Annotated in this window: 23 protein-coding genes; 8 read left to right on the forward strand and 15 right to left on the reverse strand. The window is 38.1% G+C overall.

Annotation, left to right across the window (positions count from 1 at the left end):
* Positions 1 to 53 precede the first annotated feature (53 nt).
* Positions 54 to 2,486, forward strand: a complete 2,433-nt coding sequence (locus HLV59_RS04350; RefSeq protein ID WP_171429403.1) for a DNA internalization-related competence protein ComEC/Rec2 — start codon at positions 54 to 56, stop codon at positions 2,484 to 2,486.
* Here the strand turns inward: HLV59_RS04350 and HLV59_RS04355 are convergent.
* Entirely contained in the window at positions 2,439 to 3,422 is a 984-nt protein-coding gene (locus tag HLV59_RS04355; RefSeq protein WP_081172989.1) for a lysophospholipid acyltransferase family protein, read from the reverse strand. The two genes, HLV59_RS04350 and HLV59_RS04355, sit on opposite strands and share 48 nt — an antisense overlap.
* A gap of 133 nt (positions 3,423 to 3,555) precedes the next feature.
* Between HLV59_RS04355 and sppA the strand changes: the two genes are divergently transcribed.
* Both sppA and HLV59_RS04365 read left to right on the forward strand, forming a co-directional pair.
* Complete coding sequence (gene sppA / locus HLV59_RS04360; RefSeq protein WP_016146163.1) at positions 3,556 to 4,572, forward strand: signal peptide peptidase SppA; 1,017 nt, start codon at positions 3,556 to 3,558, stop codon at positions 4,570 to 4,572.
* Positions 4,573 to 4,595: 23 nt separating this feature from the next.
* The gene (locus HLV59_RS04365; RefSeq protein ID WP_171429404.1) at positions 4,596 to 5,405 is read left to right on the forward strand and encodes an alpha/beta fold hydrolase; all 810 of its coding nucleotides are present in this window, start codon (positions 4,596 to 4,598) and stop codon (positions 5,403 to 5,405) included.
* A 68-nt stretch (positions 5,406 to 5,473) separates the two neighbouring features.
* Here the strand turns inward: HLV59_RS04365 and purN are convergent, their stop codons facing one another.
* Positions 5,474 to 6,103, reverse strand: a complete 630-nt coding sequence (purN, locus tag HLV59_RS04370) for a phosphoribosylglycinamide formyltransferase (RefSeq protein WP_016146161.1) — start codon at positions 6,101 to 6,103, stop codon at positions 5,474 to 5,476.
* Complete coding sequence (purM, locus tag HLV59_RS04375; RefSeq protein WP_017385817.1) at positions 6,100 to 7,170, reverse strand: phosphoribosylformylglycinamidine cyclo-ligase; 1,071 nt, start codon at positions 7,168 to 7,170, stop codon at positions 6,100 to 6,102. Before purM ends, purN begins: the two co-directional genes overlap by 4 nt.
* Positions 7,171 to 7,305: 135 nt before the next feature.
* On the opposite strand from purM, the gene cxpE reads away from it, so the two are divergent.
* The 4 genes from cxpE to HLV59_RS04395 all read left to right on the forward strand — a co-directional run bounded on the left by cxpE (position 7,306) and on the right by HLV59_RS04395 (position 13,862).
* Positions 7,306 to 8,499 (forward strand): chloramphenicol efflux transporter CxpE, encoded by a 1,194-nt coding sequence (gene cxpE / locus HLV59_RS04380; RefSeq protein ID WP_016146159.1) that lies wholly within the window; start codon positions 7,306 to 7,308, stop codon positions 8,497 to 8,499.
* A gap of 20 nt (positions 8,500 to 8,519) precedes the next feature.
* On the forward strand, positions 8,520 to 9,218 hold the full coding sequence (gene hda, locus HLV59_RS04385; RefSeq protein WP_171429405.1) for a DnaA regulatory inactivator Hda: 699 nt from the start codon (positions 8,520 to 8,522) through the stop codon (positions 9,216 to 9,218).
* Between the two features lie 330 nt (positions 9,219 to 9,548).
* A complete protein-coding gene (gene rbtA, locus HLV59_RS04390) occupies positions 9,549 to 11,408 on the forward strand; it encodes a rhombotarget A (RefSeq protein WP_171429406.1) in 1,860 nt (619 codons plus the stop codon).
* A gap of 18 nt (positions 11,409 to 11,426) precedes the next feature.
* Entirely contained in the window at positions 11,427 to 13,862 is a 2,436-nt protein-coding gene (locus HLV59_RS04395; RefSeq protein WP_171429407.1) for a CSLREA domain-containing protein, read from the forward strand.
* A 102-nt stretch (positions 13,863 to 13,964) separates the two neighbouring features.
* Here the strand turns inward: HLV59_RS04395 and HLV59_RS04400 are convergent, their stop codons facing one another.
* The 5 genes from HLV59_RS04400 to HLV59_RS04420 all read right to left on the reverse strand — a co-directional run bounded on the left by HLV59_RS04400 (position 13,965) and on the right by HLV59_RS04420 (position 17,232).
* Positions 13,965 to 14,354, reverse strand: a complete 390-nt coding sequence (locus tag HLV59_RS04400) for a DUF3106 domain-containing protein (protein WP_016140251.1) — start codon at positions 14,352 to 14,354, stop codon at positions 13,965 to 13,967.
* Positions 14,344 to 14,664 (reverse strand): hypothetical protein, encoded by a 321-nt coding sequence (locus HLV59_RS04405; protein ID WP_002118556.1) that lies wholly within the window; start codon positions 14,662 to 14,664, stop codon positions 14,344 to 14,346. Before HLV59_RS04405 ends, HLV59_RS04400 begins: the two co-directional genes overlap by 11 nt.
* Positions 14,654 to 15,265 carry an RNA polymerase sigma factor gene (locus HLV59_RS04410; protein WP_171429408.1) on the reverse strand — a complete coding sequence of 204 codons (612 nt, stop codon included), beginning with the start codon at positions 15,263 to 15,265 and terminating at the stop codon, positions 14,654 to 14,656. Before HLV59_RS04410 ends, HLV59_RS04405 begins: the two co-directional genes overlap by 11 nt.
* A gap of 159 nt (positions 15,266 to 15,424) precedes the next feature.
* Positions 15,425 to 16,201, reverse strand: coding sequence for a TrmH family RNA methyltransferase (locus HLV59_RS04415; protein WP_016140253.1), 777 nt, complete (start codon positions 16,199 to 16,201; stop codon positions 15,425 to 15,427).
* Positions 16,202 to 16,260: 59 nt separating this feature from the next.
* Positions 16,261 to 17,232, reverse strand: a complete 972-nt coding sequence (locus tag HLV59_RS04420; RefSeq protein ID WP_031949073.1) for a class 1 fructose-bisphosphatase — start codon at positions 17,230 to 17,232, stop codon at positions 16,261 to 16,263.
* Between the two features lie 185 nt (positions 17,233 to 17,417).
* Here HLV59_RS04420 and HLV59_RS04425 point away from each other — a divergent pair, with 185 nt between their 5' ends.
* Positions 17,418 to 17,606, forward strand: a complete 189-nt coding sequence (locus HLV59_RS04425; RefSeq protein WP_016146153.1) for an NF038105 family protein — start codon at positions 17,418 to 17,420, stop codon at positions 17,604 to 17,606.
* 43 nt (positions 17,607 to 17,649) lie between these two features.
* Here HLV59_RS04425 and pal read toward each other — a convergent pair whose 3' ends face one another.
* The 7 genes from pal to HLV59_RS04460 all read right to left on the reverse strand — a co-directional run bounded on the left by pal (position 17,650) and on the right by HLV59_RS04460 (position 24,144).
* On the reverse strand, positions 17,650 to 18,210 hold the full coding sequence (gene pal, locus HLV59_RS04430) for a peptidoglycan-associated lipoprotein Pal (protein ID WP_002118513.1): 561 nt from the start codon (positions 18,208 to 18,210) through the stop codon (positions 17,650 to 17,652).
* 27 nt (positions 18,211 to 18,237) lie between these two features.
* Positions 18,238 to 19,518 (reverse strand): Tol-Pal system beta propeller repeat protein TolB, encoded by a 1,281-nt coding sequence (tolB, locus tag HLV59_RS04435; RefSeq protein ID WP_016140256.1) that lies wholly within the window; start codon positions 19,516 to 19,518, stop codon positions 18,238 to 18,240.
* A 93-nt stretch (positions 19,519 to 19,611) separates the two neighbouring features.
* The gene (tolA, locus tag HLV59_RS04440; protein WP_171429409.1) at positions 19,612 to 21,012 is read right to left on the reverse strand and encodes a cell envelope integrity protein TolA; all 1,401 of its coding nucleotides are present in this window, start codon (positions 21,010 to 21,012) and stop codon (positions 19,612 to 19,614) included.
* Positions 21,013 to 21,015: 3 nt separating this feature from the next.
* Complete coding sequence (gene tolR, locus HLV59_RS04445) at positions 21,016 to 21,468, reverse strand: protein TolR (RefSeq protein WP_016146149.1); 453 nt, start codon at positions 21,466 to 21,468, stop codon at positions 21,016 to 21,018.
* Positions 21,468 to 22,166, reverse strand: coding sequence for a protein TolQ (tolQ, locus tag HLV59_RS04450; protein WP_016140259.1), 699 nt, complete (start codon positions 22,164 to 22,166; stop codon positions 21,468 to 21,470). The genes tolR and tolQ overlap by 1 nt, the downstream gene beginning before the upstream one ends.
* A gap of 24 nt (positions 22,167 to 22,190) precedes the next feature.
* Positions 22,191 to 22,598, reverse strand: coding sequence for a tol-pal system-associated acyl-CoA thioesterase (ybgC, locus tag HLV59_RS04455; RefSeq protein ID WP_001273591.1), 408 nt, complete (start codon positions 22,596 to 22,598; stop codon positions 22,191 to 22,193).
* A gap of 211 nt (positions 22,599 to 22,809) precedes the next feature.
* Entirely contained in the window at positions 22,810 to 24,144 is a 1,335-nt protein-coding gene (locus tag HLV59_RS04460) for a M20 family metallopeptidase (protein ID WP_171429410.1), read from the reverse strand.
* Positions 24,145 to 24,221: the final 77 nt, after the last annotated feature.

The raw sequence follows: 24,221 nt of genomic DNA on the forward strand, positions 1-24,221 counted from the left end.
CACTCAGTTGGGCTTTAATTTTGCCCTTAAAAAGATAATGATTATGACGTTGAATGTTAAAATTTATTTTAATGGGGTGGATTGGGGGTATTGCATTTATGGGGATAGATATCCCTCTCATCATGCAATATGGTTGGATCGGTAAAGTATTAATCGTTATAGGTTTTATTTTTTATATTTTTAAGGGGCATACATTTTTAAATCGGCCCATATTAAAAGCCATTTACTGTCTAGTCTGCGCTATTAGTCTTTTTATTATAGGACATCAATATGCTCAGCATGCTTTAAATAAAAGATTACAACTGCGACAAATGCAGCCTAAATCTTTAGATATAGTTGTGTATGTAGACCGCATAAGTGAAGAAAAAGAAGATAAGACACAGCAACCCGTTCAGGTACTAGGGCAGTCCTTACATCCCGTCACTTGGCTATTATATTTAAAAAATCAGAAAGTAAACTCAGCCATAGATGAGCCAATATTACAATTAGGTCATTACTATCGAATTTCGGGTAAAACCAGACCAGCTCATAGTTATGCAGTGGCAGGAGCTTTTGATCAAGAACAATGGTTTATTCAGCGAAATATAATGTCTGGTTTTAGTGTTCAGCATATTGAGCCTTTAAGCTCTGATGAAATTTATCGGTTGGGTTATCAACATCATTTAAAAGATCAACAAAAGTTTTTTAACCGACAAAAATTAAATATAGAAAAATTGCGTCTAAAATTTAGATTAATGCTGAAACAATCTCCTTTGCAGAATAAGGGACTATTATTAGCTTTATTAACAGGGGATGAAAGTCTCTTAAATGATGAGATTAAAAATCAATTTAAGGAATTAGGAATCTCTCATTTATTGGCGATTTCAGGGCCTCATGTGCTCATTTTTGCCATCATGTTGTCTTGGGGATTACATCAATTATTACGACGTTATTATCCGCAGCTTTATTTGCATCAACCTAAACAAATTTGGGCCATGATTCCATTATGTTTCGGTGTTTTGATTTATACCGCATTTGTTGGTTTTGAAATTCCCGCCTTAAGAACTTTACTTTCAGTAGTTTTATTTGCTTCTTTATTATTGATTAAACTGCCTGTTAGGCCATTTTCACTGTTAGTTTACAGTGCAAGTCTACTTTTATTTTTCGATCCTTTCAGTGTTTTATCTGCAGGCTTTTGGCTCTCTTATGGTTCCTGCTTTATTTTATTACGGATTTATCAAACTATTGAACAGGTTCCAAATCTTGTTTCAACGAGTCTGTTATCTAGAATCATTCTTTTTAGTAAAATTTTAATTGAATCTCAAGGCAAAATATTTATTGCCTTATGTCCCTTAATGTTGATTTTCTTTCAACAGATTTCATGGGTTGCTCCTTTTACAAATATTATTGCTGTTCCTTTACTCGGAGGAGTGATTGTTCCTTTAAACATTTTTGCAGCTTGTGTATGGCTTATTTTTAACTCATTCGGAAATTTACTTTTTCAAATTAATAATGTCCTGATTAGTATAGTACTGACATGTTTTGATCTTTTAGAAAAGCTATCATTACCATTACAAGGCTTTAGCCTGACACCACTTGATTTAGTTTGCCTTAGCTTCGTTATTATTATCTTATTTTTACCGCGTGGGGTTTTACCAAAATCTTGGGGGCTCATATGCTGTTTACCCTTGGTTATTCCGAATAAGTCGTCCCAGCAAATTCAAATCAATATTATAGATGTAGGACAGGGACAAGCTATTTTCCTGCAGCACCCGCAGCAGACATGGCTAATCGATACGGGTGGGTCTTATGATGAAAAGGCTTTTAGTATTGGTCAAAATGTGGTGATCCCATATTTACGTCAAAAAGGAATTAAACAATTAGATCACGTCATACTATCTCATCTTGACCAAGACCATAGCGGAGCATTTCCTTCTATCGCACAGGCTTTTCCTATTAAACAAGTCATATCAAATGAATTATGGACAGAACAAATTAAAGAACCATTTACTTATTGTCATCAAGGGCAAAAATGGCAATATCCACAATTAGATATTGAAATCCTTTGGCCTATGGAAAAGGATTTAAATTTAGTTTCTTCAAATCAAAATCAATATTCTTGTGTGGTTTATATTCACTTGAAACAGGTAACAGGTTATCAAAATTATCTAATTATGGGTGATGCGGGGTGGGAAGCAGAATATCAACTCATGAAAGAATATCCAGATTTAAAGGTAGACGTTTTGGTATTAGGTCATCATGGGAGTAAGCATAGTTCGGCTTATGATTTTTTAGCCACATTAAAGCCAAAGCTTGTGATTGCCTCGGCTGGCTTTAATAATCGATATGGGCACCCAAGCAAAGAGGTTTTGGCGAGAGTACAAGCGCTTCATATTCCGTTTAAAAGCACAGTTGGGCAAGGAACATTAAGTTTTGTATCTCGCAATCATGAGATGGTTTTATACACTCGACGTTTCGAGCGTACTTGGCTTCACAGGCATTTGTGAAGCTTCTGCTTTAAGCTTAGCCACAATTTTAAGTGCTTCATCTGGAGCAAGATTATAAAGATTATCTAAAGCAGGATTTGCTTTAAAACGTTTATAACTCCAGTGATAGTGTTCTGGATACTGTTGGATCAGCTGTTCAATGGCTTGATGAATAACAAAGGTTCCGTCATCGGCACTACCTTCGTAAATCTTCTCATCCATAGGTTCAATATGCATCGTAAAACCGTCATGATCATTACGAATCGCATAAAGAAATAATGCCTTGGCCTTGGTTTTTTGAATGAGCTTGGCACTTAAATTACTTGAGGCAAGGGGTACACCAAAATAATTGATCATATCACCACCAACATTTGGGGTATGGTCAGGTAAAATTACAGTGGTTTCACCTTGTTTTAACGCTTTAAAAATTTGTCTAACACCAGTTTCATCGGTAGGTACCAAGTTGGCTTGTTCACGACTACGGGCTTCTCGAACAAAACGGTCTGCATCTACATTTTTTACAGGCTTGTATAAAATAGTCATGGAAGTGAACTGGGCACACCAAGCATTCATGATTTCCCATGTACCAAAGTGTGGAACAATCAAAACCACACCTTTTTTTGCTGCCAGTGCTTCATGAAAGTAATGTTCACCCTCAATATGGTGAATACGTGAAATATTCTTACTATTTGATGAGCCCCAAATACTTAAAAATTCGAAGTATGAGGTTAACTCGTTACGAATAGCTTGTTGTGTAATATGTATTCGTTGTTGTGGTGTTAAGTGGGGAAGTGCAATTTGTAAGTTAAGTTCTATACTCTTTGATGTTCTAGTAATTTTTAAAGTATTGACTAACCCTGCCAACATACGGGCAATAAAACGTCCAAATTGAATTGGTTGACGGCTAAAAGTTTTAAGTAAGTAATAGTTCATGCTTTTTACATCTAGTTTGGTCATCTATCGCGGTAAAAAGGAGGCAACAAGTAAAAAAAGATAAAAATATTATAAATGAAATCATATTATTTAGACAGTTTTTATCAAATCAACGTATATAATGACATCATTTTAGATTGATTTGGATTGGAATTTTATGTCCGATTGGCCACCAAAACCACAAAATGAACCTATAATCCCTAAACAAAATGGACCGGAATGGCAAATTCTTGAGAAGGCTGTACTTGCTTCAGTAGAAGAGCAACGCCGTAGTCGTCGTTGGGGTATCTTCTTTAAAACATTAACTTTTATTTATTTACTATTCATTATTGTACTCATGGGTAAAGGCTGTTCAACCAGCAAAGAAGGCTCTGCTGTAAGTAGCAGTAGTGCTCATTTGGCAGTGGTGGATATTATTGGAACAATTGATTCTTCAAGCAATCAAGCGGTAAATAGTGAAGATACCAATAAAGCGCTTAAACGTGCTTTTGAAGCCTCAAATAGTAAGGCTGTTGCACTTAACATTAACTCACCTGGCGGTTCTCCAGTTCAGTCTGATGAAATCTGGCAGGAAATTCGTTATTTGAAAAAACAGCACCCTGATAAGAAAGTTTATGCCGTTATTGGTGATATGGGGGCATCGGGTGCGTACTATATCGCTTCTGCTGCGGATGAGATTATTGTCAATCCATCAAGTTTAGTGGGTTCAATTGGTGTCATCATGCCTAATTATGGAATTACTGGTTTAGCTCAGAAGCTCGGTATTGAAGACCGCACTTTAACTGCCGGAACGAATAAAGACATTTTAAGTATGACAAAACCGATTGATCCTGCTCAAAAGCAACATATTCAATCTGTGCTTGATAATGTTCATACTCACTTTATCACTGCAGTTAAAGAAGGACGTGGTAAGCGCTTGAAATCGAATGATCCAGCTATTTTTTCTGGCTTATTCTGGACTGGTGAACAAGCAATCCAATTGGGTGTTGCTGACCGTTCAGGTAATATTACGAGCTTGATGCGTGAACTAAACCTTGATAATAAAGTTGACTACACAATTGAGCGCAACCCATTACAATCCATTTTAGGTCGTATGGGTGCACAAATTGGGCAAGGGGTAAGTGAATCTATTGTTCAAGAAGTGCAAACTCGTCAAAGCGCAAAATTACAATAAATCTGTATTTTTAGGATAGCGGTATGTCAATGAAACCAGTTATACACTTTGCTCATGCCAATGGCGTACCATCAAAAGTGTATCAAAAACTGTTTGACCAGTTGAAAGGGGAATATGATGTTATTTACGTTCGCTTGATTGGTCCTGATAAGCGCTATCCCGTGACGAATCATTGGCCTGCTTTGGTTGATCAGGTTATTGATAGTATTGTACGTCAGGCGAAAGGGCGTAAAGTCATTGGACTAGGCCACTCTCTTGGTTCGGTGCTAACGCTGATGGCATCCTTTCGACGCCCTGAACTTTTTTCTCAAGTTATTATGTTAGACCCGCCTCTTATTTTAGGACGATATTCATTTGCTTTTCATATGGCAAAATTATTTCGTCCTAAATTGGTTGATGCGATGACACCAGCGGGCTTATCTGCACGTCGCCGTGAACATTGGGAATCGAGAGAGCAGGCGGCTGAATTACTACGTCCTAAAGGATTCTACAAAGATTTTGATGAAGATTGTTTTCAAGCTTATATTGATTATGCTTTGAAAGAAGATTCGGTTCGCGGTGGGGTAACTTTAACTATTTCTCGTGAAGATGAAGTTGCGATTTTCCGTAAGAATCCTTCTTGGTGGTGGCTGCCTATGCCAAAACCTAAGATGCCTGTACATTTAGTTGTGGGTAAAGGAAGTGATTTCTTAAAAAGAGGCTTTCCTCAAATGGCAAAGCGAAAAATGGGAATTCCGTTTACTGTGGTTGAGGGCGGGCATATGTTTCCTCTAGAACATCCTATTGATACAGTAAACTCTATAAAGAAATTGATTCATCATCAGCCAAATTAATTTTTAGACTTATAAAAAAGGACATGCTGGCATGTCCTTTTTTATTTTTTGCAAGTTAGTAAAACATTTTACCAACTTGCAAAACGAATAGGGTGTTCAAGAACTTGATTACGGAAATAGGCTTGCCCATCTTTCCATGTAAGTTGACCGTTACATAACCACTCTGCTACTTGTGGGTAGATAAAGTGCTCAAGTGCATGCACTCGATTTGCTAATGAAGTGGCAGTATCATGTTCTTTAACTGAAATAGCGGATTGGGCAATTGATTGACCAGAATCCAGTTCAGCCGTTACAAAGTGCACGGTGCAACCATGTAAACGATCACCTGTATTTAAAACACGTTGGTGAGTATTTACACCTTTGTAGGCAGGAAGAAGCGAAGGATGTATATTCAGCATTTTTCCTTGCCATTTATTGACAAAGGCTGGTGTTAAAATACGCATGAAGCCAGCTAAAATAACCACATCTACTTGCCAAGCTAAGAGTTGCTGATGCATTGCTTCATCAAACACTTCGCGGGTTGGAAAGTCTTTATGGGAGATAACAGCGGTAGCAATATTGGCTTTTTGAGCGCGCTCTAGGGCATAAGCATCTGCTTTATTAGACAGTACACCTACAATTTGCCCTGATAGATTTGCATCTATCAAGGCTTGTAAATTACTACCGTTCCCAGAGACTAGAACAGCAATTTTTATCATGCAAAGATCACACGGATTTTTTCGTCTGCGCCTTCCACTGATTCAGCATTTTCTTGGATATGTCCAATTTTCCAAGCTTTTTCGCCTTGAGCATTAAGTACTTCAATTGTTTTTTCAGCATCATTTGCATCAACAGCAATGACCATACCTACACCACAGTTAAAAGTACGGTACATTTCAAAGCGTTCTACATTGCCTTCGCGTTGTAGAAGTTGGAATAATTCAGGCCATTCCCAAGAAGATTCATCAATCACTGCTTGTGCGCCATTTGGTAATACGCGAGGTAAGTTACCTGGTAAACCACCACCAGTAATGTGTGCCATAGCATGAACATCAACTTGTTTGCAGAGTTCAAGAACTGGTTTTACATAAATACGAGTTGGTTCCATTGCTACATCAGCAAGAGGACGTCCATCAATTGTTTGAGTTAAATCAACGTTTTTAACATCTAAAATTTTACGTAGTAATGAGTAACCATTAGAATGAGCACCACTTGATGCAACACCAATAAGTACGTCACCAGACTTTACTTTAGAGCCATCAATAATTTTACTTTGCTCAACAACACCAACGGCAAAACCAGCAAGATCGTAATCTTCGCCTTCATACATGCCTGGCATTTCTGCGGTTTCACCACCTACAAGTGCGCAACCTGCAAGCTCACAACCTTTACCAATACCAGTAACAACATTTGCAGCAACGTCAACATTTAAGTGACCAGTCGCGTAATAATCAAGGAAGAATAATGGTTCTGCACCACAAACTAAAAGGTCATTTACACACATAGCCACAAGATCTTGGCCGATTGTGTCATGACGATTTAGATTAAGTGCCAAACGTAATTTAGTTCCTACACCATCGGTTCCAGAAACTAAAACAGGCTCTTCATAACCTTTAGGAATTTTGCATAGTGCACCAAAGCCACCAAGCCCGCCCATTACTTCAGGACGACTTGTACGTTTAGCGACTGACTTGATACGATCGACCAGTGCGTCGCCCGCTTCAATGTCAACACCCGCATCTTTGTAGCTTAAACCGGTATTTGGGGTAGAAGTTGAGTTGCTCATAAATGAAGTCTCCGCATTGGCGGCAGATTATAACCTGAATATACGAAACTCTTATGTTATTTATGCTCGAAAATGCTATCTTTAATAAAAATATTTTTTCATTTATAACGATTAAATCAAAAAAGGCTAGATTTTATGCAAGATCGTATACTGCGCCGTATTTTTTTACTCGCAGGTATTGTATTGCTGGTATGGGTGTTGTATTTACTCAAGCCTGTAGTCATTCCTTTTATCGGTGCTTTTTTCCTGGCTTATTTATTCAGTCCACTTGTTGACGTGCTGGTAAAAATGAAATTGCCTCGCTGGTTAGCAATTAGCGTGGTATTCGTCGGAATAGGCGTAACCTTAACTATTGCACTTTGGTATTTGGTTCCACTCATCTGGAAACAATTAGTTTATGCCCGCGATAGTATTCCAGCAGGTATTCACTGGATTAATGCTACCTTTTTACCTTGGGTATCTTCGACATTTAATGTCCAGCAAATGGAAATTGACACAGAGCAGTTGTCTAAAGCTGTGATGGAGTATGTCCAAACAAATTATAGTGCAGACAGCATTCAGGCAGTGTTATTAAAATTAGCTCAATCTGGTTTGAATTTTATTCAGATTGGTGGAACGGTTGTTTTAATTCCTATTATTGCTTTCTATTTCTTGCTCGATTGGGAACGTATGTTACAAAACTTACGTCGTCTCATTCCACGTCCATATGAAGCAACTACCTTACAGATCGTTGGTGAATGCCATAGCGTTTTAGGGGCATTTGTTAAAGGTCAGTTTCTAGTCATGCTATTACTCGGCATAGTCTATGCAGTTGGCTTACAGCTCATTGGTTTGGAAGTTGGCTTGATTATTGGTATGGTGGCTGGTCTTGCCAGTATTATTCCTTATTTAGGCTTTGCCGTAGGTATTATTGCAGCTGTTATAGCCAGCTTGTTCCAGTTCGGCTTGGATTGGGTACATTTATTACTCGTCGGTATAGTTTTTATGGTTGGTCAAGCGGTAGAGGGCTATATTCTACAACCATTCCTATTGGGCGATAAAATTGGTTTATCTCCTGTAGCGGTGGTTTTTGCAGTATTGGCAGGAGCTCAGCTTGCAGGTTTCTTGGGAATGTTAATTGCATTGCCGGTGGCAGCCGTTATTGTAGTGTTGTTAAAACACTTAAGAGATAACTACGAAAGAAGCTCACTTTATGCTCCACCTTCTACATTAGTAATCCAACATGGCGATATTGAGCAAATTCATGTACAAACTGAAAGCACTAAGCTTGATCTTGAAGTTAAAACACAGCAAGATACAGATGAACTGAAATCCCCTAACCAGAAATAATTTCAAGGTTAATTCAATATATGCGTCAACTCCAACTGGATATAGAACCTCAACTTGATGCCCGAATCAGTGATTTTTCGGGACCGGGTTGGGGGCATGTAGTCGATGCCGTGCGTCAACTTCATGCTGGTCTGGTGAATAGGTTCTATATTTACGGTGGAGCGGGGACGGGGAAGAGTCATTTACTTTCTGCAATTTGTGATTCTTATTTAGAAATAGGCAAATCTGCGATTAAAGTATCTTTGCTTGAACTTCTTGATGCACCTATTGAAGCAATTACCTCTTTAGAACATTATGATCTTGTCGCTTTAGATGATATTGAATCGATTAGTGGAGTGCCTCACTGGCAAAAAGCTGTTTTCCATTTAATGAATAATCATGAAGGACAACTGGTATTTTCCTCGCGTGTAGCGCCGATCGAATTAAAGCTTGAATTGCCAGACTTACAATCACGACTTACACAAGCCGTTAGTGTAAAAGTGCCGAGTGGAAGTTTATATGCAGATCGTTATGCCTTGGTGACATCTGTAATGGCTAGACGTGGTATCCACTTTGATCAACAGATTGTTGATTACCTGTTATTACATGGTCCTCATCAAGCTTCTCTTTTATTGCAAACTGTTGCTCAGTTAGAAAAACTGCTCAAAGGCGAAAAAACAAAACTTTCTAATGCGACTTTAAGGCAAATTTACGCTTTGATTGATGAGTATCAACAATAAGTTTCTTTAACTTAAGTTTGCTGTTTTGACTAAATTTATTTCAAACAATAAAAAATGGCTTTCTAGACATAAGTTTTTTCATTTCAGAATAGTTATATTTATAACTGCTAAATTTTTTTTGATTTTTTTAAGAAGCTACTTTTTCGTATTTAAAAAACTTTTTTAAACGTATGAAGCTTTTTGTAATCTAGAACAAAAATGACTCTATAGACCGACCAAAATGTCTTGAGAAATTCTACTTCCTGTGACAAAGTACGCACAAAGGATGCGATTGCAAAAGCGGAAATTTTGCAATATTGACAAAGAAAAATGAAAAAAAGATGTAAGGAGATGGGTATGCTCAAACGGAGCATTGCTTTTGCTTTATTGGCTATTGCTGGACACGCTTATTCTGCCGATATTCAAGTTACAACTACAACTGATGAAAATGTTGATAACACAGTCTGTTCATTACGTGAAGCAATACAATTTCTAAAATATCGTGCATCTTCCAATGCTGCTGATGTTGAAAAGTATGCAAATGGTTACAATGGTTGCGGAAATAAAGATGCTTCATCAAATATTATTTTGCAGCGTGATAAAGAATATACTTTAAATAAAAGTATAGTAATTACTGTTCCTGTAGCTATTAGTACCGCAAAAAATGATTCTACTCTGGTTGAGGAAGGAGCACCCAACTCTCATAATGCAACGATTAAAATGATAGGTACGGATCAACTATTCCGTATAGATGATGATAGTGTTGAAAAAGCTTCTTTTACAGTTTTGTTTGTTGATGTCAATTTAAAAGGTGCTGGCTCAAAGAGTGTAATACCTCAAGGTAACGGTGGATTAATTTATAATCATGAACAATTGGTGATTCAAAATTCGCGTTTAATGGACGGTTATGCAACAAACGGGGGAGCCATTTATAACGCTGGTAATTTATCAAATACTACAAAAACAGCGGGTTCGGTAACTATTACTAATAGCCTAATGCAGAATAATAAAGCAAGTCAGGGAGGCGTTTTATATAGTGATATGCCACTTTATTATATTAGTCGCTCTGTAGTGCGTGATAATGAAGTGACCGCAGCAAATGGTGGACTATTTCATGCTGAAACTAAATTTGCAGATGAAAGTACAGGGGGGTACTTAACCTCTCGTATTATTGGTTTGAGTAATAGTACGATTTTTCATAATAAGGGTAGTTTTATTGCCAATGTCCGTGATGGAATGGTTGTAAATAATATTACGATGATAAAAAACGTGGGAGGTTTATTTTTTGATGCTCCACAGGGTAATGCTTCAGTCTCTAACAGTATTTTAATAGGTAATACAACAAACTGTAAGGCATCTACAACAGATAAAACGATTGTGCAAAGTAATTTAGTAACAACGGAATGTAACCGTAATGCTTCAGCAGAGTTACCAAATATTATATATCCTGCAAGCGAAAAACTAATTGCTGGAAATGCAGATGAAGGAACTTGTGATGTACCACCAGCAGATGGATTGCTATGTCCATATTCAACACCAAGTGATAGTTTTTTAGGATTCTTTAAACCTCGTGTTTTAGATAAATATACTAGTCTTTCACAATCTTTGTTAATTAACAAAGGTCGTTTATATAGTGATGGAACTTCTGTCGGTTTGGCGAGTTGTGAAAAGCAAGATCAACGTGGAAAGAATCGAAGTGGTTATGATGAGTTATGTGATTTAGGGGCGATTGAATTAATTACCAACCGCGATGATATTAGTACACATGGTCAAGACATTAAATATGGCGAAATTGCCAAATTTAATATTGCCGATGTGGTAGGTGATGGTGAGTTAGTTTCTCCACAAACATGTGAAAAAATGTTTGGAAAAAGAACAGATGGTAAGGTTTGGCAGTCAGGCTGTATGAAGATTGTTCAAACAAGTACACCATCTAAAGGAACTTTATCTATCGATGCTCAGGGTAACTTAACTTATGTTCCAAATGGAAACTGGCATGGAGCAGATGTATTTAATCTCTTGGTTGTTACTACTACCACACGTTTTAATGATGCTGCGGATGTTTATTTAACAATTCCAGTTCAAATTGTGCAAGATCCGCCATCAGGTATTGAAGATAAATCCGTAAGCACGGGTGGCGGGGGAAGTGTAGGTGGTGGTTTAGTTTTAGGTCTATTTGGCTTAATTGCTTTAAGACGTTTAAAGTCATAATCAAGGATGATGAAGGCTATGAAAAATTATAAAAAGGCTTTTTTAGTATTAGCTGTGATTGCTGCAATGCCATTATTTGCAGATACAACGACTGGAAGAATTGATGTTACAACTTTTGATGATGAAGATGGTGACAATACGAATGCCTGCTCATTGCGTGAAGCAATAAAGACAGCTGAGTTGCGTAAATCGTATGGTGGATGCACGGTTATTGATACACGTGAAACTACACAAAAATCTATTCAGCTTCAATCTGGAACTTATACTTTAACCAAGGAATTAGTACCAAATGCAAATATTGCTATTTTTGGAGCTGATCCCGTAGATTGGCAGAAAAAAAGCGTATTAACCAATGATTATCCCGCACAGCTTGACTTACAAACACGTATTAATGCTCAAGTTAAATCACGTATTTTCAATACGACTACTTATAAACAGCCCTTAAGCTTAAATAATGTAATTCTTGAAAATGGCCTCACAACTGGTCAGGGGGGAGCGATTTATGCTGGTGCTGATATTGCTTTGCAAAATAGCCAGATTCTATCATCTCGGGCAACAAGCGGCGGAGCAATTTATTTAGCTTCACCTAATATTACTTTGTCAGTAAATCATTCTTTACTGAAAGGCAATAACGCAACACAAGGCAGTGTTTTATCAATGGGATGTTTTAGTGACACTGTCTATGCACCCCGTACTATTACTCTCACATCAAATAGTATTGTGAATAATGGAAATACAGCTTCAACAAGTACATTTGAGTTTTGTGGGAAACCTACTGCGACGTTATCTGTTAATACTATTGCAAAAAATATAGCAAATAGTACTAATGGCAGTATTATCAAGTTTACTGGCGATACTAATAATCCAGCCAATTCATCAAGTATTTTAAGTTCAAGCAGTAGTTTAGTACTCTTAAATAATACAGTTGTTGAAAACAGCGCGAATAGTATTTTCCTCTACGACAAACTAGGCGCAAAAAAGTTAAGTTTTAACGTACTCGCTTATAATACTGGAAGTTATGCCTGTAAATATCTTTTAGGTGCGGTAGCAGAGGAAAAGAATGTAGGTTTAACGCTGAGTTTCAATGCGCTTGATTGGAAATCGGCGACAGCAAAATGTGACGTTCCTAAAGAATCTTTACCTGATGGACAGACCAATGTTGATATCAGTACACAATCATTTAGTAATCTACTAAGTCCTTTAGTAGAACCAGCAACAGCTTATACTGGGTTCCTACCTATTTATTATCCAAAAAATATTTCTTCTAATATAGATTTAATTGATGTTGATCAAGATAGTAAAGGAAGCTGTGCCACAATTGACCAACGTGGTTTAAACCGTCTGACAGACGGTACATCATATTACCAATCGGGAAGTCGCAATAGCTGTGATATTGGTTCCGTTGAGTTAATGAAACTCACTTCAGGTGACTTAGAGGATGTTAGTAATATTTCATTAACAACTTTAATTGATACTTATCAACAAAATTATGATTTATTTGATAATTATATTAAAGACCCTAAGACACCTTCTAACTTTATTACTTATTATAAAGTACGTTTAGCTGAGTTTAAGAATCTAATTGATACCACTAAGGCAAATCTCAAATATCGAGCGATTTATCTTGATTTAAAGAACTACGATTTACCTTTACCGGCTGAAGATGCTAATCATGTGCTGAAATTCTTCAACACAACTGACTATCGTATTACAACCGAGCCATTAGGTATTGGAGCGCTTGATGATAAATATGATGCTCAACAAGTTAAAGATTTATCTGACAAAGACAAGGTATTCTGTGAGTGGAATAGTACTTTACAACAAATTGTTTTTTATCGCAAAGACGATATCGTGACTCAAGCTGGTACCTATGCTTATTGCAAATATACAATTACAACAGCTGATAATAAATTAAGCTCAAGCGGTCTGATAAAAGCTCGTTTTAATAATATTGAACCAGTTTCTGGCGATGGAACAATTACATTTAAATATCTTGCAAATGAAACTATTCCATTGAATTTGCTTAAATATGCGAATGATGATGGTGATGGGCCTGTAAATACACTTTTAAAGCCAAAATCACAATTTTGGGTAAATGAAGATGGTGTTGAGTTGCCAATTTATTTACCGAGCAAAACATCGAAAGATGGTATTTTTAAAGTGGTTAAGGCTGATCGTGAAGGACCATGTCCGAAAGATGATAAGGATAAGATTTGTTATGGTGGAAATATCTATATTCAGGCAAATAGTGTATTTAATACTTTTAATGATTCGTTAAGTTATAATGTTTATGACGCTGATGGGAAAATCTCACCTAAAGCTGGCACAATTAACCTTGTAAGTACTGCTACTACTACAGACGATACACGTGGTGGGGGCGGAGGTGGTAGCCTCGGAATTTTATCTTTGGCATCCTTACTAGGTTTACTAGCTTATAGACGTTATCGTAAATAAACTCAAAGAATAAAAAAGCCTCCAATCGGAGGCTTTTTATAAGAAATGAAATCAAAATAATTAAGTGATTAGATTTCACCTATTTGATAACTCAACAATAACTTAGTGTTCTAAATACTTGTTCATATATTCTTCACGAATAGCTGTTCTTTCTTCACCATTCGCTTTAAGCATACGCTCACGTAAGTCTTTACGTTCTTGTGTACTCATCTTTTGCCAAGCTTCACGCATTTTTTGTTTTTCAGCTTCAGGAAGTTGAGTAAACCAGTCCATGCGTTGCTGTAAGTTATTACTCTGATTTGCTGGTAACTCTTTTAAACTCTGGTAACGTTTAATGACTGCACGTTGCTCTTCTTCAGAAAGAGCATCCCATGTGTCATCCACTTGTGCATTGGCATCTTTAGAAAAAATCCAAAAGCGTTCAAAACCTGCAAAACTTGTCTGCAAGAAACTTAATGAACACAGGATAAGCGCTAATTTTTTAGCTGCCATGTTGTACTTTATCCTCACCCAACACCATTAACATCTCTAAATCTTCCACCATTTGTGGAGATAATTTAGGATTTACAATCACTTGATTTTGTGGCTTATCCACAATTTCGACTGAATTTGGCAGAATTACAAAACCTGTAATCGCTGCAGCAAGTGCGAAACCAGTCATTTTCCAGACACTATAATAAGAGGCTGGTTTTTGTTGAATATGGTCAAGCACATGATTCATGACCACTGTTTTATTTTTATGATGATCTGCCAAACTATCAAGTTTGGAGGTCACCTTTTTAGTGAAATCATCATGATTCATCAGAACCTCCCGAGGGATTTAAATGTGCCAAGTATTCTCTAAGTCCCTGAATTGCTCGGTGATAATGGGTTTTCACACTACCTTCGGTACAGTTCATGATCTGAGCTGTTGTATGGGTGTCAAACCCTTCCCACGCACGTAACATAAATGCCTGTTGTTGACGAACAGGTAGTTTTTCAATCGCTTCCCGAATTTCCTCTATCGTTACCGCTTGATCTAGAAAATCTGCAGGATTAATAGCTTTTTCATCAACTACATCGATAATTTCGTCGTCATTATCCAGATTAACTTTTTTGAAGAATGAAAATGGGTTTGCTCTACGAGATTCTTTGCGGCGCCAATCCTGAAGTTTGTTATTCAAAATAGTATAAAACAGGGGATACCATTCCTCAGTACTTTTATCGGCATAAGATTTGTGTAAAGCAATAAATGCTTCTTGAACCAAATCCATCGCAATACCTTGTTGACCTTGGGTAGCACTCTCCATCATCACCAAAGCACGACCAGTAACATCTTGCATGAAAACTTTCAGGCGTTGCTCAGCCGTGCTGGCATGAGCACTAGATGTTTCCGATCGAGACTTTTTCGGTGCTAAATCCATGGAGATGGAAAATCCTGTCATTGGACATACCCACCTTATCTTCAATATATCTCTTATATAACGTTGAAAAGAGGTGGGAGGTTGACAACAATCGGTTATTTTTTACTAGTGTAATTGATTTTTTTCACAAATATGTGAGATGTAAAATAAATTAACGTTTTATTGGCGTTGGCGGACCATCTCAAAAAAACAAATAGATCCTGCAATTGCCACATTTAATGACTCTTGTCCACCCGGTTGGGGAATAGTCACTGATTGTGCGTGATCTAATGCGTAATCACTAGCGCCTTGACCTTCGTTTCCTAAAATCCAGACACACGGCTTTGAAAGGTCTTTTGAATAAAGACTCGTTGAGCGATGAGAGCTTGTAACAAAAACTGGAATTTGGAATTTTGGAAGGATATCTGTCAGCTGGAAGTTTTCAAAACAATGTAAGCTAAAATGAGCGCCCATACCCGCTCTTAAAACTCGTGGTGACCAAAGGGATGCAGAGCCTTGTGTGCAAATGATTTGTTTAATATTTGCTGCTGCTGCTGAACGTAGTAAAGTACCTACGTTACCTGGATCCTGAATATTTTCAAGAATTAAGGTATCTACCTTATAGTCGATAGTAGATGCAGTTTTAGGCAGGTCAATAATAGCTAAACAAGGTAAACTCGTACCTAATGTACTCAAATCTCTGTATAAAACTTCGCTAATAACAAAGATATGACCTTGATGCAGTTCAATTATTTTTTTTAAATCTTCGTGTTCTAATGCCTGTTCAGTCGTAAATAAAGAAAAAATCTTCTTTTGCTGTTGTAACCAAGCTAAACAAAGATGAGTGCCTTCAAGAACGGTTTGTTGGTGCTTTTTTCGGGCGTTACTGAGTTCGATTAATCCACGCAAATGTTTAATCTTTGCATTGTCTTTTGATTCTAAAAAAATAACCGCCATAAGAAAATATCCAACAAAAGGGCACCATCATACTATGATGCCCTAAGTAATTAAAATTATTAGTGGTAGCTTGTTACGCGTTCAACCTCATTTTTAGAACCAATGATTACAGGAACACGTTGGTGAAGCTCGGTTGGTTCAATATCTAAAATACGAACACGGCCTGTAGTTGATGCACCACCAGCTTGTTCAATGAGCATACTCATTGGATTTGCTTCATACATTAAACGTAAACGACCTGCTTTTTTCGGATCTTTTAAGTCATATGGATAAAGGAAAATACCACTACGACATAAAATACGGTGAATATCACCCACCATACATGCGACCCAGCGCATATTGAAATCTTTTCCGCGAACAGAGGTTTTACCTGCAAGTAATTCATCAATATATTGTTTTACAGGATTTTCCCAATGACGTTGGTTCGATGCGTTAATTGCAAACTCTTGAGTATCTGCTGCAACCTGAACATTGTCAGTTGTGAGTAAGAAAGTTTGAGTTTCTGGGTCTAAAGTAAAGAATGCTACGCCATTTCCAACTGTTAAAGCCATCATAGTTGATGGACCATAAAGTACATAACCCGCAGCAACTTGTTGTGTACCAGCTTGCATGAAATCTTCTGCTTGTGTTACTGCATTTTTTGCAGGAAGGATAGAGAAAATTGTGCCTACACACATGTTGATATCGATATTGCTTGAGCCATCTAATGGATCAAATAAAACCAGATATTCACCATTTTCTTGTGCAGGGGTGAAATCATCAAGCTCTTCAGAAGCGAGACCACCCACATGTGGATGCACTTTTAAAGCATCAATTAAGTAGTCATTAGAAATTACATCTAGTTTTTTTTGTGTTTCACCTTGAACATTTTCATTGCCAGCACTACCTAAAATACCAGCGAGTGCACCTTTTTGTAAGGCTTGATCGATCGTTTTACAAGTAGTGGCAATAGTATCGATGACTTGAGCCAACTCAGGTGTTAGATTCCCTTTTTGTTGTTGTAAAAATTGGGACAAAGTGAGGTTGGACATAAAAAAAGCTCCTGTGCTTCAAGCATCAAAATGAGTCAGATAAATACGTGGCATATTCTAGATGAGAATGTCACAAAATAAAAATTATCTTACTTTATTTGTGTTGGATTTATGCTTACAAGCTCCCAATTAAAATGGTATGTTGATTGCATCACAAAGGACTGTATATTTGTAGGAGAATCGAAATGACAACGAAGAAGTTTGATGCGACCCCCACGGCAGGTGAACCAATCAATCTAGATGAAATTTCGAAAGAAAATGTTCAGGAAGCGTGGAAAGACTACGAGGCAAAACCTGAATATAAAGACTTCAATAAGCATGATCTGATTGAGTCAATGCAACATACTGAAGAAGAAAAGAAATCTTCTAAGTAATAAAAAAACGCTCATATTTTTATGAGCGTTTTTTGCATATCCTTTATTTTAGTAAAGGAGGGACTGCTTCGTAATTAATTTCAACACGGCGGTTTTCTTTCCACGCTGATTCATCATGTCCTGCATTAACAGGAGCTTCTTTACCATAACTTACAGCTTCAAGTTGCTGCGGGTTTACGCCATTGGTAATTAAATAGCTTTGTACAGCTTTAGCACGACGCTCACCTAAAGCCATATTGTATTCACGTGTACCACGTTCATCTGTATGGCCTGTTAATGCAACTTTGGAATTTGCATTTGCGATAAGGAACTGAGCGTGAGCTTGAAGTGTTTGGTAGTCTTCAGTAGATAAATCGCTGCTGTCATAATCAAAGTGAACAACGCGTTTAGCCAAAGCCGCTTTATTTGCTTCAGTTACACCTTTAGATGAAGCACCTGCCAAATTTTGGGCATTTAATGCAGCATCTTCACTTAAACCAGAAGTGTTTACCGTGCTTGGATTTGTACCAGTCGTGGTCGTCGCTGCAGGTTTACGGCTAGCACAGCCTGTCATTACGAGTGCTACGCTAAGAAAGGGTAGAGCTAAATATTTGATTGATTTCATGATCATCTCCGTCAATGGAATTAAAAGTTATTTTGGTGCCCAGGCTGGTTCACGTACTTCACCTTGTTCGCTTGGTAAATTCATACGGAAACGTCCATCAGTAGACATAATAGACAACAAGCCACGGTTGCCTTCACGAGTTGCGTAGACCACCATTTGCCCATTTGGTGAGAAACTTGGTGATTCATCTAAACTAGTTGGGGTAAGAATATTGGTGATGCCAGTATTAATGTCTTGAATTGCAACTTTATAACTGCTGCCACTTGGGCGATGAACAAGTGCAATCTTTTTGCCATCTGCACTTAAAGTTCCGCGTGCATTAAATGAGCCTTTAAATGTCAAACGCTTTACTGAACCATCAGCAAAGGTATAACGATAAATTTGGGCAGAGCCACCACGGTCAGAAGTGAAAATAAAAGATTTTCCATCTGGTGTATAACGTGCTTCGGTATCAATTGCCGAGTCATTTGTCATGCGTTTGACTTGGCGTGTTGATAAATCCATTTGATAGATTTCAGGGTTACCATTCATCGATGCTGTAAACAGCATTGATTGGCCATCTGGTGAGAAACTTGGCGCGCCGTTTAGGCCTCTAAAACTGGTAAGTACTTCACGTGTTCCAGTTGATAAATCTTGTAAATAAATTGCTGGACGTTTAGTTTCAAAAGAAACATAAGCAATTTTTTTAGCATCCGGTGTCCATGCCGGAGAAAGAATTGGATCACGGGATGATAAAACAGTCTTTGGTTGTTCACCATCCGTATCTGCAATTTGTAGCGTATAACGCTCCGCAGGTGTTGCAGGGTTTCTTAATACATAAGCAATACGGCCGCTAAAGTCACCTGGAATACCAGTAAGCGCTTGATAAATAGCATCACTTACCATATGACCAGCTTGACGTATGCGTGAAGCAGGTACATTTAAAAGCTCATTTAAAATGTATTGTTGCTTTTGTACATCATAAAGTTGGTAGTGAACTTCAAAACCTGTCGCTGTTTGTTTAATTTGTCCAGTAACTACATATGGAATACCAGCAGTTTGCCAGTCAGAAGCTTGAATCTGATTGATTGCAGCATTGGCAGGCAAATTTTTAGATGAACTTGTAAAGCGCCCAGAACGGTTTAAGTCTGTTTCAACAATAGGATAGAGCCCATTGTCATTGGTAAACGGGACAATAGCAATTTTGGGTGCCTGATCTGGCGCTTTGGCAATTTCCAGATATAACTGGGCAAAAGCAGTGGTGGAAGCAATAGGGCTTAAGGCAGTGATCAGTGCTAAAGATAGCAGGTGTTTGCGGCTCGTATTCATAAGTTTAAAGTCATATCAGGTATTTTTGTGACTGTTGATTTTGTAGCATAGTTACATGCCTTAAACTATTTAAAGCATGTAACTCTTCCAAAATTATTGCGCTCTAAATGTAGAGCTAACACTTCTTGCTTCACGTCTTGCATCTGGATCTGATGGCATAGGATATGGCGCTGCGGCTTGAATTGCAGCTTTAATACTTGCGTCTAAGGCATCATCACCACTTGAACGCGTGATCACAATAGAGTTAACGCTTCCCGAATCGGAGAGAGTAAAACGTACACCAACTGTTTTACCGCTACTACCAGTTGGAACATCCCAAGAGCGTCGAATTTTTTGTTCAAAATCTCGTCTAGCTGAAGAAGCAACTTTTTTAGCTTCAGCTTTCTTTTGAGCTGCTTCTTCTTGTGCTTTTTGAGCAGATGCAGCTTTTGCTTCGGCCTCCGCTTCAGCTTTACGCTTAGCATCGTCAGCAGCTTTTTGCTTGGCTTTAGCATCAGCCTCAGCTTTACGTTTAGCATCGTCAGCAGCTTTTTGCTTGGCTTTAGCATCAGCCTCAGCTTTGCGTTTAGCATCGTCAGCAGCTTTTTGCTGTTTTGCTTTGGCATCGGCCTCAGCTTTGCGTTTAGCATCGTCAGTAGCTTTTTGTTGCTTAGCTTTCGCATCGGCTTCAGCTTTACGTTTAGCATCGTCAGCAGCTTTTTGTTGCCTAGCTTTAGCATCAGCCTCAGCTTTACGTTTGGCATCCTCATTGGCTTTTTGCTGTTTAGCTTTAGTAGCAGCTTCAGCTTTGCGTTTAGCGTCATCGGCAGCTTTTTGCTGTTTAGCTTTAGCATCAGCTTCGGCTTTTCGCTTAGCTTCTTGTTGTGCTTGAAGCTTAGCATTTTCGGCCTTTTGAGCTTCACGTTTTAATTTTGCATCAGCCTCAGCTTTACGTTTAGCATCTTCAGCAGCTTTACGAGCTTCACTTTGCTCTTGCTTAGCTTTAGCATCTGCTTGAGCTTTTGCCGTTTGTTCGGCCTTACGCTTTTGTTCGGCTTCTGATTTTGCTTTAGCTTCAGCCTGCTGTTTTTGTATTTCCTCTACGCGTTGCTGTTCTGCTGCTTGCTTCGCTTTTGCAGCTTCTTCAGCTTTACGCTTTTGTTCAGCTAACTTGGCTTGCTGGGCCTGTTCGGCCTTTTGCTTTTGAGCAGCAAGTTGTTGAGCCGTTGGAGGAGGAGGTACAACTGGAAGATTCTGAGGTAGTGTTTCATCCACAATAGGGGCTAATACCTCTTTTGCTTCATTCGTAGCTGTAGTCTCTTGTTCAATTTCTTTGGCTAAAGGAGGGGGTAAATCTTCTGGCTTAACTAAAATAGTTGTTAGCTTTTTTGGCTGTTCAGGTGGTTTACTCAAGCCTAAAAAAAGCAAGCCAACAATGGCAATTGCATGAACTCCGAGTGTAAAGCTCAATGCAATCGCATTTTGTTTAAAGGGCGGCTTTTGATTTTTGTTCATAGCTTATTTTAAAGGCTCTGTCAGAAGGCCAACTTGAGTTAAACCTGCTTCTTGTAAACTCGCCATTAATGATACGACTTCACCATAAGGACGAGACTTATCACCATTGACTAAAACTGTGAGTTGTTTGTTTTCTTGTTCAGCTTGTTTTTGAGCATCGCTTAAAACTGCTTCGAGTTTTTCACGAGATAATGGTTCATTATCTTTGTAATCTTCATATTGAAGATAAATATTGCCATCTTTGCCAATTGTTACCATAGCTGGCATATCTTTTGATTCGATTGGATGGTTATTTGCTTGAGGTAAATCAACCTTGATACCACTGGTAATCATAGGAGCAGTGACCATAAAAATAACCAAAAGCACGAGCATAACGTCAATATAAGGTACGACGTTCATATCACTTTTTAATGGTTTTTTTATGCGCTCAAAGCGCCCTGAACGCTGAATTGCCATTATGCATCTTCCTGTGATGAACCCACAGATTGACGTTGCAATAATGCAATCATCTCTTCAGCAAACAAAGCACGATCAGAATAAACACTTTCACTTTTAGCAGTGAAGTGGTTAAAAGCCAATACGGCAGGAATTGCAGCAAATAAACCAATTGCGGTTGCAATAAGGGCTTCGGCAATACCTGGTGCAACAGTTGCCAGAGTTACTTGATCAACGGCAGCCAAACCGATAAAGGCATTCATAATACCCCAAACGGTGCCGAATAGACCGATGTAAGGTGCTACAGAACCAATACTTGCTAAAGTCCCTAAACCATATTCTAAATGGCTCTGATCACGACTTAAACCTACACGCAAAATACGTTCAGTGCCTTCAATTGTTTGTGAAACAGGAGCCTGACGTTTTTTGAGTTTAAAAAATTCGCTCAAACCTTGATAAAAAATATCTTCAAGACCTGAGCGCTTTGAGTTGAGTTGAGCGTTGTTGTATAGCGTATTGAGTTCAGCACCAGACCAGAACATTTTTTGGAAATGTTCATCGTCTTGATGTGCTTTTTTATAACTCATATGTAACTTGGCAATCAGATACCAACTAAAGATCGATGCTAACAATAAAATTAGCATGACCAACTGAACGACTGGACTTGCTTGTAAAATAAGGTCAGAAATATGCAGGGTTGATTCAATGTTTGTTGCCATAGGTTACATATGCCGGTTGTTTTTTTAGTCTTGTTCCAATTCTTTACGAATAAGATCACGTATTTCTTCTGGAAGACGACGAGGCATTAAGTCTTTACTTAAACATGCCAACTCAACCTCACCAGAAGCAAGCAAGATTTCACCACGATAAATATTTTGTTGCAACACAAATGACGCAGCTTTACATGAAACTACACGTGCTGTAACAGTAATTAAATCATCCATTAAAATAGGACGCATATATTTTACGTCAATTTTATATACGACGAAGTTGTAGTCTTTTTGGTGCCAGTAATGATCAACGCCAGCAGCGCGGAGCCATTCGGTACGGGTACGTTCCATATAGCGAATATGGTTGGCATGGTAAACAATACCACCTGCGTCCGTATCTTCAATATAAACACGAATGTTGAATTCAAAATGATTCGCCATGAGAGTATTCCGTTTTAGTTCACTATAGAGCTTTATATTTAAAATATGGCGTTGAATAAAACATTAGCTCTACTCAAAAGCCATATCTATGCTTTTAAATACGGGGCAGTTTAGCAGATTGCATACTAAGTCCTATGGCACAACCTTTCAATTGCGACTGCGGTATTTCTAATCACAAAGCGGCGAACTCTATGGCTAGCATGGTTTTAAGTTAAGAGGGCTTCCATGCGTTTTGAACTTGTTTTGATATATTCGGATAATCTAATACGAATCTTACATGTAGTTCGGTTCCTGCTTTTAAGGCCTTATTATCTACAATAAAGTAAGGATTATGATTAGGTGCAGCTTGGCTCAAGTCTTGATTTTCTGGTGTTGCACCTAAGAAAACAAAGAATGAAGGCATTAATTTTCCATAATAAGCAAAATCTTCACTTGCGCTCTCATTATGGTCCAAAACATGCAATTTTGAATCTCCAACAACTTTGGCTAATGTTGGCTGAATAAATTGAGTAAGCGCCTTGTCATTCATAGTTACTGGAGCATAAGGCGCAATTTCAACTTTAGCAGTCACGTCATTGGCTTGAGCGTTATGCTCTATCATGGCTGGTAAGCTTTTTAAGATATTTGTCCGTATCTGTTCGTTGTTAGAGCGAATAGTCCCGATCATATTGACCTGTTCAGGAATCACATTGCCTGCCGTACCGCCTTGAATATTGCCAATACTAACTACACCCATGCCTTTAGTTAGATCGGTCCTGCGGCTAATAAGACTCTGTAAATTATTAATTATTTGTGCCGATGCATAAATCGGATCTCTGCCTAACCACGGCGTCGAACCATGCACCTGCTTGCCGTTGACCTGAATGCGTAAGTGGTCTGCACTATTTAAAATAGCGCCATCCTTGTAATAAAGGTGCCCACTTTTCATGCCTGCTATGACATGCATTCCAAATATAGCTTCTGGTTTATAGTCTTTAAAGGCACCATCTGCAATCATTTTTCTTGAACCGATTTGATCACCTTGTGTGAAGTTATCTATATCTGCTCCACCTTCTTCAGCTGGTTGGAAAACAAAGACGACGGTACCCGATATTTTATCTTTATTGGCTGCTAGAATTTTTGCTGCACCTAATAGCATTGCTGTGTGTGCATCATGCCCACAAGCATGCATGACGTAAGTTTCTTTACCTTGATAAATTGCTTTTTGTTTACTCGCAAAGGGAACACCACTTTTTTCTTCCATAGGTAGTGCATCCATATCGGCTCTAAGTGCAATGATAGGGCCAGGTTTATTGCCTTTTAAAATACCTATTACGCCTGTTTTTGCATAACCTGTTTTGACCTGAATGCCATAAGACTTCAATTCTTTTTGAATCAGTGCAGATGTTTTAAATTCCATATTGCCTAGTTCAGGATGTTCATGAATATGTTGTCTTAATTGAATGACCTGATTTTCATTTTGTTGTGCAGCATCTTTTACCCAATCTGCTAGGCTTAGCTGGCTCATTAGAACGAGTGGCAAAAATAAAGCAGTTTTTTTATACATATCCTTATCCTAAAAATATTATTGTTCATAAGATTTACTATCTAGATTTCTTATAATTCAGTTTTGAAAAATATTAA

The organism is Acinetobacter lactucae, from assembly GCF_013122135.1.
GTDB classification, from domain to species: Bacteria; Pseudomonadota; Gammaproteobacteria; order Pseudomonadales; family Moraxellaceae; genus Acinetobacter; species Acinetobacter lactucae.